Source organism: Paeniglutamicibacter sp. GQ140 (assembly GCF_059759235.1).
On sequence record NZ_JCAXDW010000016.1, the window covers coordinates 78012 to 88077 of the forward strand.

The following is a 10066-nucleotide window of genomic DNA, read 5'->3' on the forward strand; positions in this document are numbered from 1 at the left end:
GGGCCTGTCACTAGGTGCGTAAGGGCCCTAGACTAAAACCATGTTCCGGATATTGACAGTGTGCACGGGAAACATCTGCCGCTCCCCCATGGCCGAGTACATGATTCGCACCGCCCTGGGCGATGCAGGAATCCTCGACGTCCTGGTCGAGTCCGCCGGCACCAGCGACGGCGAGGCCGGCCACGGGATCGACCCGCGGGCCGCCGCCATCCTGCAGTCCCACGGCATCAACGCCGAGGAGCACGTGGCGCGGGTCCTGGACGCCGACATGGTGACCGGCGCCGACCTGTTGCTGGCCATGGACCAGGAGCACCTCGCGGCGCTGGCCAAGATGCTGCCGGCCGATCCCTCGGCACCCCGCCCCGACCTGCGCATGATGCGATCCTTCGACACGACCCTGGCCTCGGCCCCGGTCGAGGGCCAGGGAATCTACGATCCGTGGTTTGGCGATTCGGCCGACTTCCGCCTGTGCTGGCAAATGGTCAACGCCGCCATCCCGGGAGTCCTCGACTACGTGCGCGCACACACCATGCCCCAACGTGGCAACTAGCCCCGTACTGGTCCTTGGCATCGACGGACGGTCCGGAGCGGGGAAGAGCACGCTGGCGGCGGAACTTGCCACCGCGCTGCGCCGCCACCGCGAAGTGGCCCTCTTCCACCTCGAGGACATCTACCCCGGCTGGGACGGCCTGCAGGCCGGCACGCACTCCTACGTCACCGACGTCCTGGCTCCCCTGTCCCGCGGCGAGGCAGCCGACTGGACCGGCTGGGACTGGGCGGCAGGCGCCCCCGGTCCGCGCGCCACGCTCGCCCCTGCCCCCGTGGTCATCATCGAGGGCGTAGGCGCAGGCTGCGCCGCCGCCCGCGGGTTGCTCGACGCCCTGGTGTGGGTCCAGGTGCCGGACGAAACGCGCAAGTCCCGGGCACTTGAACGCGACGGCGAGGTCTTTGCCGCGCACTGGGACCGCTGGGCGGCCCAGGAAGGGACCTACCTCGATGCCGATGACGTACCCGGGCACGCCGATGTGACCGTGGAAAACCGGGCCGACGGCAGCGCCCCGCACCACGTGCTGCGCGCGCTGATGTCGCTGTCCCGGTGCGCCTCGGCACTGGCCCCCGAACGCACCGAGTCGGCGGCCCAGGCGCCGGTGCACACGGCGCTGCCCGCGGCACCCGACGCCGCCGCGCTCTTCGAGGCGCTGTATGCCGGGAACGACCACGCGGTCCTGCTCGAATCCAGCAACCTGGGGTTCGCCGACCCGCGCCAACGCAACCGCTACTCGATCATGGCCGCTGCCACCACCGATCACTGCGCGGTCTATGAACACCGCGGCGGGGCGGGGACCCTGCGCGAGGGCACCGCGACCGCCAGGCTCACCGGCGGCTTCTTCGACTGGCTCGCCCGCAGCTGGGACGCCGCGGGCTTCCTGCCGGCGCAGGGCGAGCTTCCCTATGTTCCCGGCTGGCTGGGCTACCTGGGCTACGAGCTCAAGCGGGAAACCGGCGGCAGCGACGTCCCTCCCGCGCCGGGGGCTCCGGCAGCACCGGCGGATGCCGCGCTGATCAGGCCCTCCCAGGTGGTCGTCGTTGACCACCAGGCCTCCACGGTGCACCTGCTGGCCACCGCGGCCGCTGACGCCGAGGGCTTCTTCGACCGGGTCCGTCAGCTGCTGCCGCAGCTTCCCGCCGCCGTCCCCGTGCCCGCGCACCTGGAACCCGCCGCTGCCTTCACCCCGCACGATGACCGCCCCGCCTACCTGGGCAAGGTCCGTGCCGCGCAGGAACAGATCCGCCTGGGCAACAGCTACGAGGTCTGCCTGACCACGTCCCTGCGTGCGGAGGCGGTGCCCTGCGACCCGTGGGAAAACTACCTGAGGCTGCGCGCGGCGAATCCCGCACCCTTCGCGCACTACCTGCGCTTTGGCGACATGGCCGCGGCCAGCACCTCCCCCGAGAGGTTCATGTCGATCGGTTCCGACGGCTGGATGCGTGCCGAGCCCATCAAGGGGACCAGGCCGCGCGGGGCAACGCCCGAAGCTGACCAGGCATTGATCGAGGAGCTGGCGTCCTCGCCCAAGGACCGCGCCGAAAACATCATGATCGTTGACCTGCTGCGCAACGACCTGTCGCATTTCGCCGATCCCCGCACCCTCTCGGTGCCGCGGCTGTGCGCGATCGAAAGCTATGCGACCGTTCACCAGATGGTCTCCACCATCGACGCCAGGTTGCGTCCCGGTGCACCGCGCGCCGAGGCCATTGCCGCGGCGTTCCCCGCCGGGTCCATGACCGGGGCGCCGAAGGTCTCCACCATGGAGATCCTCGATACCCTGGAGGACGGGGCAGCCCGCGGGCTGTATTCCGGTGCCGTCGGGTACTTTTCCGCCACCGGCGCCGCCGACCTTTCGGTCGTCATCCGCACCCTGGTCATGGTTCGCGGAGAGATCTCCGGGCGCTGGGACCTGTCCCTGGGCGTGGGCGGTGCGATCACCGCCGATTCCTCGCCCCAGGAGGAATGGGACGAGGTCCGCACCAAGGCCTTCGGTGTCCTCTCGGCCCTCGGCAGCGTCTTCCCCGGCAGCTAGCCGGCGCCCGACGGCGGGGGGCTCCCCGGGTGGCCGGACTAGCTGACGGCCTTCTTCAGCAGCTCCACCAGGCGCTTTTGGTCGGCGGCCGCCAGCTTGGTCACGGCAAAGGAGCTCGGCCAGAAATTGCCCTCGTCGAGGTTCGCGTCCGGCTGGAACCCGATGGTGGCGTACCGCACCTTGAACTTGGCGGCACTCTGGAAGAACACCACGACCTTGCCGTCGGCATTGGTGTAGGCCGGCATGCCGTACCAGGTCTTGGCACCCAGGGACGTGTGCTTCTTGACCAGCGCGTGCAGGGTCTCGGCCAGTTCCTTGTCCGTGCCCGTCATTTCCCCGATGGCCGCAAGGCACGCCGCCTCAAGGTCGGCGCCGATCTTCGCGGCCTTTGCCTCGGCGGCGGCCGCCCGCATGGCTGCCTTTTCCTCTTTGCTGAAGGTCGTGTTCACGGCTTGTTCCTTTCGGTCCTCTGGTTTACGTCTCCCACTCTAGGCGGAGCCTCCGGGGAGTACTTCTTGAATCCTGTTTGACTTGGCCGGCCTGCGATCCGGGCGGCTGGGAGTCCGCCGACAGCTCCCCTGCCCCCAAGGCGCGGGACGCCGGCATCGTGGCCGCCAGGGGGCATCGCTTGCCCCGATGGATGAAATCGGCTGAGGGATCATGCGGGTGTTGTTCATCGGCGCGCTGCGCTCCGGCGGCGATGACATCCCCGGTGCCGCGGCCGACCGCGAGGAGACCTGGCGCCCGGCGGGAGTCAAGTCCGAAGCCGACGGGCGGTGGTGGGCATCGGGCCCGCGGGCCTATTGCAGCGTCGCCGAAAGCCGTGCCACGTTGTCGATCCACCGGTTCACCGGGGTGCGCCGGCTCCACTGCTCCAGGGTCAGCTCGGTCGAATTCGCCCGGTAGCTGTCCTGCACCTTCATCAGCTCGTTGACCAGGTCCGGGCCCAGGAGCATGAGCGTGATCTCGAGGTTCAGCGAGAAGGAGCGCATGTCCATGTTGGAGGATCCCATCACCACCACGTCGTCGTCCACCGCCATGCACTTTGAATGCAGCACCGCCGGGGCCTTGTAGAGGTAGATCCGCACCCCGGCCCGCAGCAGGGCCTCGTAGTAGGACTGCTGGGCATGCTGCACCAGGGCCTGGTCGCCCTTCTCGCAGACGAAGAGTTCCACCGCCACCCCGCGCTGGGCGGCGGTGGTGATGGCGTAGAGCAGCGAGTCGTCGGGAACGAAGTAGGGGCTGGTGATGGAGAGGCGCTCGGTGGCCGAATAGATCAGCGTGTTGAACAGCCTCAGGTTGTTTTCCGCCTCGAAACCCGGCCCGCTGGGCACCACCTGCCCGAGGTCCTCCCCCGCATCCGGCGCCTCGACCATCGCCTCTTCCACCGCGGCCAGGTCGTGGAGCAGGTCCCCGTCGGACTCCTGCGACCAGTCGGTTGCGAAGACCACGTCCAGGCTGGTCACCAGCGGGCCGTGGACCTTGACCATGAGCTCGACCCATTCCCGGCCGATCTTGTGTGCGGAGGCCCGCTTGTATCCGGGCTCGATGAGGTTCTGGCTGCCGGTGAAGGCCACCTGCCCGTCCACCACCACGATCTTGCGGTGGTTGCGCAGATCCGGGCGCCGCCACCGTCGTTGGAAGGGCGCCAGCGGAAGCATCCGCCGCCAGTTGATGCCCGCGTCGCTCATCCTGCGAATCAGCGAGAAATAGCCCTTGACGCGCAGCGACCCCAGGTGGTCGAAGAGCACCCTGACCTTGACCCCGCGGGCGACCGCGCGTTCCAGGGCGTCCAGGAGCGGGGCGACGTACTGTTCGTCGTCGCCGATGATGTAGAACTGCACGTGCACGTAGCGCCGGGCCCTGTCGATTTCCAGGCGCATCGCCTCGAGGGATTCCTTGTAGCCGGTGATGAACTCCACCGCGTTGCCGGCCTGCAGCGGCAGCGCGCCCAGCCTCCGGTTCAACTCGACCGCCGAGAGCACCCAGTCGGGGGCGTCGGGGGCCCAGGTGCCCCCGGTCAGGTGCTGGGTGGCCTCGAGGATCGATTCGTTGACCCTCCGCTGGCGTTCGATGCGCCGCCTCGACAGCTTGATGTTGGCGAAGAGCAGGTAGAGCAGCAGGCCCGCCACCGGCAGGAAGAAGATGGCCAGCAGCCAGGCCATCGCGGTGGTGGGGCGGCGGTTGCCCGGAACGATTCCGACCATGGTGATGCGGATGGTGAGCTCGATGCCCACGGCGATCGACCACAGGGCGGCGCCAAGGGTCAGCGCGTCGCTGCCTGCCTCCATGGATCCCTCCTTGCCAGAGCCCGTTTCCCGGCCATACCCCAGACTACCGCCCGCACGGCGCTAGCCGGAGAACCACTTTCGCGGCGGTAATCTGGTACCCATGACTGCACTTGTGTTCCTTGACCGCGATTATCCCGCCGGCCGCGTCGCCGATGCCGCCACCGCACAGCTCTCGGTCCTTGACCAGGGGGTGACGCGCGGGGACGGGATCTTCGAATCCGCGCTGTACACCAACGGGATCGTGCGCAAGCTCGATGCCCACCTGGCGCGGCTGCGGGTCTCGGCCTCGACCTGCGACCTGCTGGTCCCGCACGAGGAGGCCTGGCGCGCGGCGATCGCGACCGCCGTGGCTGCATTCGATGCCGCCAACCCCTCCGAGGAAGCCGTCGTGAAGCTCGTGGCCACCCGCGGCACCGAGGGGCAGGACCACGGCACCTCCTGGGTCATGGTCTCCGCCGCCCCCGAGCTGGGACGCCGCCAGCGCCAGAGCGGGGTCTCGGTGATCTTCCTGGACCGCGGCTACGACTCGAGGGTCGCCGAGCGCGCGCCCTGGCTGCTGATGGGTGCCAAGACGCTGTCCTACGCGGTGAACATGGCGGCCCTGCGCCACGCCAAGAAGATGGGCGCCGACGACGTCATCTTCCTTTCCAGCGACGGAATCGTGCTGGAGGGCCCGACCTCCACGGTGCTGATCGCGCACCGCGACGGGGACACCAAGCGGCTGATCACCCCGACCCTGGAAACCGGCATCCTGCCGGGCACCACCCAGGGCGCCATCTTTGCCGCCGCGAGGGAGGCAGGGTGGGAGCTTGGCTACGGGCCGCTGACGCCGGAGAACCTGATGGATGCCGAGGGCGTCTGGCTGGTGTCCAGCGTCCGGCTGCTCACCCCGGTGAACTCGATCGACGGCACCGCCATTGCCCGCGACGGGCAGCTACATGCCGAACTCACCGCCATGGTCGACGCCATCCAATAAACGCGCTTTTCGCATCCGCTCCCCCGGCGGATGCCGGAGAAGATTCGAGGTTTCCCCATGCAGGAACTGTTCCAGTTGGTGCCCGCCGCCTACGTGGTGCTGCGCCGCGGCGGCCAGGTGCTGTTGCAGCTGCGCCAGAACACCGGTTTCATGGACGGGCACTGGGCCTGCGCCGCGGCCGGGCACGTGGAGCCGGGGGAATCGGTGGATGCCGCCGCGGTGCGCGAGGCGGCCGAGGAGCTGGGGCTGCGACTGGATCCGCGGGACCTGCTCCCGCTGTCCACCTTGCACCGCACCAACGGCGGGGATGCCCCGCGCGCCCAGCGCGTGGATTTCTTCTTCGCGGCCAACCGCTGGGACGGGGAGCCGAGAATCATGGAGCCGGAGAAGTGCGCAGCCATCGAATGGTTCGACCTGGACAGGCTGCCTGCTCCCATGCCGGAACACGAACGCTACGTGCTGGAAAACCTTGCCGCCGGGACCTTGCCGGCCATCGCCTCGCTGGGCTTCCCCTAGCCGGCGGCACCGCGTAAAACTGGCGGGTTCCGGTCCCGATGCATCTTGCGATGCACCGGGACCGGGACCCGCCCGTGCGTTGGCCTAGGTCCAGACCAGGTTCCACGTTCCCAGCGCGAGCGCGGCCCAGGTGGCGGCGGCGCCCAGCAAGAGCCCCGCTGCCACGATGGCCGCATCCCGCCGCCCGTACGCCGAGGTCCTGAGCCAGGTGCGCGCATTGGTCCCGAAGCCCTTGGCCTCCATGGTGATCGCCAGCCGCGAGGCCCGCCGAATGGCCTGCACCAGCAGGCCGAAGACCTGCCCGAGGTTGGCGCGCATCCGCTGCCCCACCGAACCCCGGCTGCCCACGCCGCGGGCGCGCCGGGCCATGCCCAGGGTGGTCCATTCCTCGATCAGCAACCCGAGCAGGCGCATGCCCGCCAGCGCGCCGAGCACAAAGCGGTGCGGAAGCCGCGCCTTTTGCGCCAGCGCGTTGGCCAGGTCGGTGGGGTCGGTCGTGAAGAGCACCAGCACCGCGGGGATCGCCACGGCGAAGGCACGCATGCCGGTGGCGGCACCGGCCGCCAGCGAGCCCTCGGTGATGTCGAAGATGCCCAGGTCCAGCAGCACCGCACCGGAGTCGTTGCCCACCAGCGCGGTTCCCCAGGCCCCGAAGAGCGCGGCGAGAAGCAGTGGCCAGCCCCGGGCCAGGAAACGCGGGATCGACAGCCCTGCCAGCGGCAGCGCCAGGATCGTCGCCAGGACCACCAGGGAGCTGCTGACCCAGTCCATCGAGGCCACCAGCGGGATCGTTGCCAGCGCCACCGCGGCCAGCTTGGCCAGCGGGTTCGCCCGGCCCAGGAAACTGGCCCCGCCGCGGGCATCGGCCTGCAGCAACCCGGGGCGGGCCCCGGTCTCCGGGTTCCCGTCCCGGCCGCCGGGGGCATCGAGGACGAACTCGTTGGCGCCCAGGGCGCGGGCGAAATCCGCGTCGTGGGTCACGGCAATGATCGCCGTGCCATGCGCCAGTTCCTCGCGCAGCAACAGTGCCAGCTCCCGCCAGGTATTGGCGTCCTGGCCAAAGGTCGGCTCGTCGAGGATCAGGACCTGCGGGGACGAGGCCAGGACCGTGGCCACCGAGAGCCGGCGCTTTTCCCCGCCCGAAAGGGTGAAGGGGTTTGCCTCGGCCAGGTGCCCCAGCCGCAGCCGGGCCAGCAACGACTCGACCCGCGACTCGATCTCCGGCTGCGTGAACAGCGGTTCCCGGGTGCCGGGCTTGACCGCGTGCGCCGGGCCAAAGGCCAGCTCCTCGGCCACCGTGTTGGTGACGAATTGGTGTTCGGGTTCCTGGAACACCGAACCGATCCGGCCCACCAGCTCGGTGGCCCGCCAGTGGTAGGGGCGCGCCTCGGATCCGGCGGCCAGTTCCGCGGTGGCCAGCACCGTGCCGGAGGCCTGGGGCAACAGGCCCCCCAGGGTCAGGGCGAAGGTCGACTTGCCCGAGCCGTTGGCCCCGCGCACGCTCCAGGCCTCGCCCGCCGCGACCCGCATCTCAAGCCCGCCGGCGGCGACCGGGCCGCCGCGCTTCCGGGCGACGGCCAGGGAACCGGCCTCGAGCAGCAGTGCTCCGCTGCTCCCTGTGTTCGGCCTGGCCTCGATGGCCGGGGTGTATCCGGGCACCCAGACCCCGGCGGAAATCAGTTCCCCGCGGACGGCGCCGGGCCCGAACAGCTCGTCCGGGGTTCCCTCGTGGGCGATGCCCCCGCCCGGTTCCAGCACGATGACCCGGTCCATGTGCGGCGCCCAGGCCTCCAGCCGGTGTTCGACGATCAGCAGGGTCGCCCCGGTGGCGTCGAGTGCACGGATCACCGCGTCGCGGACCTCCAGCACGCCGGCCGGGTCGAGGTTCGCCGTCGGCTCGTCCAGCAGGACGAGTCCCGGGCCCATGGCCAGGATCCCGGCCAGGGCCAGGCGTTGTTTTTGCCCGCCCGAGAGCGCCGCGGTGGGGTGCTCCAGGGGGACGTCGAGTCCCACGGCGTCCAGGGCGTCGACGATGCGCCGGGCGATCTCCTCCGGCGGCACGGAGAGGTTTTCGGCGCCGAAGGCCACATCGTCACCGACCCGGGCCTGGACGACCTGGGTTTCGGGATCCTGCTGCATGAGCCCGACCAGGCCGCGGCCCTGGGCCACGGGCGTTCCGTCCAGCAGGAGCTCGCCGGAGGAATAGGCCTCGTCGTCCTCGTGCAGGACCCCTGCCAGCGCGTAGAGCAGTGTGGACTTGCCCGCGCCCGAGGGCCCGGCCAGCAGGACCCGCTCCCCGGCGCGGATGTCCAGGTCAAGGCCCCACAGGGCCGGTTGGGCGCGGTCCGCATGCCGCCAACCCCAGTTGCGGGCGCTGACGGACACGGGCGCGGAGAGCCGGCGGGCCTGCCCCGGGGCGTCGGCCTCACGGTGCAGCATCGAAGGTGAAGACATGATGGCGGCCGCGTCCTAGAGGATGGGTTCGGTGGCCGCCTTGCGGCTGGCTAGGGCGCCCAGGGCGCCGGTCTTGGCCAGGGCGCGGGTGGCCAGGAAGGACAGCAGCCCGGCGATGACGATGCCCGAGATGGTCATGAACGCGATGTAGGCGAAAAGCATGCCGGTGGTGTATTCGGGGTACCAGCGGAAGATGAAGGTGTCGTTGACGCTGCCGAAGAGCCCGGCGCCTGCACCGGCCAGCAAGGCCACGGGCAGGTTGAACTTGCGGTAGCGGAACGCGGCGAAGACCGCCTCGGCGCCCAGGCCCTGGATCAGGCCGGAGGTCAGCACCGTCAGCCCGAATTCGGACCCCATCAGCGCGGACACCATGGCCGCCACCAGTTCGCAGAACAGGGCCGCGCCGGGCTTGCGGATGACCAAGGCGCCGAGCACCGCGGGAAAGAGCCACATGCCCGAGACCAGTGCGGTCGAGGGCGGGAAGGCCAGGAACAGGAAGTCAAGCAGGTGGTGGGTGCTGTTCCAGGCCCAGAAGATGACGCCCGAGGACACGGCGATGACCGCTGCAATGACGATGTCGACGACGCGCCAGGACGTGGTTGCCGTTTTGGGCCCGGCGGGCTGGTTGGTGGTGCTCATGATCGTGATCCTCCTTGGATACAAGGAGGGGAGGGAAAACGTTTGTTTCAACGCACCCCTGAGAACTCGACTTCCTTCGCCGGTACTAGCCGGGGCAGGTTCGAGGGTCTGCGGTTCTCCGCACTCTCAGCGCCTTGGTGCGAATTGCTTCGCACGACGCTCCCCTGTCGTGATTGTTTCAGTCCTATGATGCTACCTCAGGCTATGCTGGGGCAGGTACCGTTGCCCGCAACATTTGGGAGTCCCCATGAACAGTTTGATGAAACTTATCGGCCCAGTTATTTCCATTGCCGCAGGATTCTTGGGCGGGAAGATCGTCGACAAGGCATGGCTTGGCTTCACCGGCCAGCAACCGCCCAAGCGAGGCAACAAGGAAGCACAGGCCGAGGCCAGCATGCGCCAGGCGATTGCCTTCGCCGTCCTTTCTGCCACGACCGCCGCCCTGATCCAGGTGCTCACCGACCGCGGCACCCAAAGGGCCCTGGCCCGGTTCGCCAAAAAGGCCTAAGCCACCAATGACTCGGGGGCCCACGGATTTCCCGTGGGCCCCCGAGTCGTTTCCGGCGCTGCCGCCGGCTCCGGGACACGGGTTACGGACCCGGGCCCCG

General features: G+C 69.5%; 9 protein-coding genes and 1 riboswitch. Of the genes, 5 read left to right on the forward strand and 4 right to left on the reverse strand.

Annotation, left to right across the window (positions count from 1 at the left end):
* Nucleotides 1–40: 40 nt before the first annotated feature.
* Both AC6CHY_RS18225 and AC6CHY_RS18230 read left to right on the forward strand, forming a co-directional pair.
* Nucleotides 41–550 (forward strand): low molecular weight protein-tyrosine-phosphatase, encoded by a 510-nt coding sequence (locus tag AC6CHY_RS18225; RefSeq protein ID WP_217390152.1) that lies wholly within the window; start codon nucleotides 41–43, stop codon nucleotides 548–550.
* Nucleotides 540–2582, forward strand: coding sequence for a chorismate-binding protein (locus tag AC6CHY_RS18230; protein WP_498227715.1), 2043 nt, complete (start codon nucleotides 540–542; stop codon nucleotides 2580–2582). Before AC6CHY_RS18225 ends, AC6CHY_RS18230 begins: the two co-directional genes overlap by 11 nt.
* Nucleotides 2583–2620: 38 nt before the next feature.
* Here the strand turns inward: AC6CHY_RS18230 and AC6CHY_RS18235 are convergent, their stop codons facing one another.
* Both AC6CHY_RS18235 and cls read right to left on the reverse strand, forming a co-directional pair.
* Nucleotides 2621–3031 (reverse strand): hypothetical protein, encoded by a 411-nt coding sequence (locus AC6CHY_RS18235; RefSeq protein WP_498227717.1) that lies wholly within the window; start codon nucleotides 3029–3031, stop codon nucleotides 2621–2623.
* 351 nt (nucleotides 3032–3382) lie between these two features.
* Entirely contained in the window at nucleotides 3383–4873 is a 1491-nt protein-coding gene (cls, locus tag AC6CHY_RS18240; protein WP_217390148.1) for a cardiolipin synthase, read from the reverse strand.
* A 100-nt stretch (nucleotides 4874–4973) separates the two neighbouring features.
* On the opposite strand from cls, the gene AC6CHY_RS18245 reads away from it, so the two are divergent.
* Both AC6CHY_RS18245 and AC6CHY_RS18250 read left to right on the forward strand, forming a co-directional pair.
* On the forward strand, nucleotides 4974–5849 hold the full coding sequence (locus AC6CHY_RS18245; RefSeq protein ID WP_217390146.1) for an aminodeoxychorismate lyase: 876 nt from the start codon (nucleotides 4974–4976) through the stop codon (nucleotides 5847–5849).
* A gap of 57 nt (nucleotides 5850–5906) precedes the next feature.
* The gene (locus tag AC6CHY_RS18250; protein ID WP_217390144.1) at nucleotides 5907–6365 is read left to right on the forward strand and encodes an NUDIX domain-containing protein; all 459 of its coding nucleotides are present in this window, start codon (nucleotides 5907–5909) and stop codon (nucleotides 6363–6365) included.
* 84 nt (nucleotides 6366–6449) lie between these two features.
* On the opposite strand, the gene AC6CHY_RS18255 is transcribed toward AC6CHY_RS18250, so the two are convergent.
* Together AC6CHY_RS18255 and AC6CHY_RS18260 are read right to left on the reverse strand one after the other, a co-directional pair.
* Entirely contained in the window at nucleotides 6450–8804 is a 2355-nt protein-coding gene (locus AC6CHY_RS18255) for an ATP-binding cassette domain-containing protein (protein WP_498227741.1), read from the reverse strand.
* Nucleotides 8805–8834: 30 nt separating this feature from the next.
* Nucleotides 8835–9458, reverse strand: coding sequence for an ECF transporter S component (locus AC6CHY_RS18260; protein WP_217390142.1), 624 nt, complete (start codon nucleotides 9456–9458; stop codon nucleotides 8835–8837).
* A 54-nt stretch (nucleotides 9459–9512) separates the two neighbouring features.
* Nucleotides 9513–9634: riboswitch (TPP riboswitch) on the reverse strand.
* Between the two features lie 71 nt (nucleotides 9635–9705).
* Between AC6CHY_RS18260 and AC6CHY_RS18265 the strand changes: the two genes are divergently transcribed.
* Nucleotides 9706–9966, forward strand: a complete 261-nt coding sequence (locus AC6CHY_RS18265) for a DUF4235 domain-containing protein (RefSeq protein WP_217390141.1) — start codon at nucleotides 9706–9708, stop codon at nucleotides 9964–9966.
* Nucleotides 9967–10066: the final 100 nt, after the last annotated feature.

Excerpts from the sequence above, each read along its gene's own strand:
- AC6CHY_RS18225 (WP_217390152.1), top strand. The coding sequence starts at position 41 with ATGTTCCGGATATTGACAGTGTGCACGGGAAACATCTGCCGCTCCCCC.
- cls (WP_217390148.1), bottom strand. The coding sequence starts at position 4,873 with ATGGAGGCAGGCAGCGACGCGCTGACCCTTGGCGCCGCCCTGTGGTCG.
- AC6CHY_RS18245 (WP_217390146.1), top strand. The coding sequence starts at position 4,974 with ATGACTGCACTTGTGTTCCTTGACCGCGATTATCCCGCCGGCCGCGTC.
- AC6CHY_RS18250 (WP_217390144.1), top strand. The coding sequence starts at position 5,907 with ATGCAGGAACTGTTCCAGTTGGTGCCCGCCGCCTACGTGGTGCTGCGC.
- AC6CHY_RS18255 (WP_498227741.1), bottom strand. The coding sequence starts at position 8,804 with ATGCTGCACCGTGAGGCCGACGCCCCGGGGCAGGCCCGCCGGCTCTCC.
- AC6CHY_RS18260 (WP_217390142.1), bottom strand. The coding sequence starts at position 9,458 with ATGAGCACCACCAACCAGCCCGCCGGGCCCAAAACGGCAACCACGTCC.
- AC6CHY_RS18265 (WP_217390141.1), top strand. The coding sequence starts at position 9,706 with ATGAACAGTTTGATGAAACTTATCGGCCCAGTTATTTCCATTGCCGCA.